General features: G+C 67.4%; 1 protein-coding gene. It reads right to left on the bottom strand.

All coding sequences use genetic code 11. From position 1 onward, the window contains the following. Window positions 1–1,121: type I polyketide synthase (locus MSIMFI_RS27490; RefSeq protein WP_191500068.1), on the bottom strand; the 1,121-nt coding region annotated here is incomplete at both ends.

The raw sequence follows: 1,121 nt of genomic DNA on the forward strand, positions 1-1,121 counted from the left end.
GCCAGACCCCGCTGACGGGCGAACTCGGTGAACATCAGCGGGGTCGTCATGATCGTCACCCCACCGGCCAAAGCCAGACTGGTCTCCCCGTTGCGCAGCGACTGACACGCCCAGTGGGTGGCCACCAACGACGACGAACACGCCGTATCCACCGTGATCGCCGGACCCTGCAACCCCAACAAATACGCCACCCGCCCCGAAACCACACTCGTAGCGCTACCAGTTAGCGCATAGCCTTCCGCGCCATCAGAGCCCGCGGCTCCGTACGGTTCTGACCACGCCCCGGCGAACACCCCGGTATCCGAGCCCACCAGACCGGCCGGATCGATACCGGCGGCTTCTAATGCCTCCCAACACACCTCGGCCAACAGCCGCTGCTGAGGATGCATCGCGAGGGCTTCCCGCGCCGAAATCCCGAAAAACTGCGCGTCGAACGCTCCCGCTTCGGCTAAGAAGCCTCCCGAACGGGTGTAGGTCTTGCCCACCGCGTCCGGATCGGGATCAAACAGCCCCGCCAGGTCCCAGCCACGATCGGTGGGGAACCCACCCATCGCATCAATTCCGCCGCTGAGGAGATCCCACAACCGGGCCGGAGAATCCACCCCGCCCGGGAACCGGCACGCCATCCCGACCACCGCCACCGGCTCGGTGGTGCGTTCAGGCGCCCGGGTGGCCGTACGGGTCGGCGCGGCAGTCTCGCCCAATAAGGTCACCAGATGCCGAGCCACCGCAGTCGGAGTGGGATGATCGAACATCAGGGTCGCTGGCAGGGTTACGCCGGTTTTGGCGGCCAGCGTGTTGCGCAGTTCAAGGCTGGTCAGGGAATCGATGCCAAGGTCTTTGAACTGCCGGTCGCCGTCCAGCGCCCCCGGGTCGGGATGCGCGAACACGGCCGCCGTCGCGGCTTTCACTAGCTCCGTCAACGTGTCCAACCGTTGCTCGGGGGTTTGACCGGCCAGCCGTGCAGTCAGCGTGTCGGGGCTGGCGGTGGTCGCGGCCTGGCGGCGGGTGTGGGTCAGCCCGGACAGGACCGCCGGCAAGGTGTTGCGGCGTGCCTGGGCGGCCAACGCCGACGCAGAGATGGGGCTGGCGACCAGCATCGGCTGTTGCTGGCTTAGGGC

It is taken from the genome of Mycobacterium simulans (assembly GCF_900232995.1).
GTDB classification, from domain to species: Bacteria; Actinomycetota; Actinomycetes; order Mycobacteriales; family Mycobacteriaceae; genus Mycobacterium; species Mycobacterium simulans.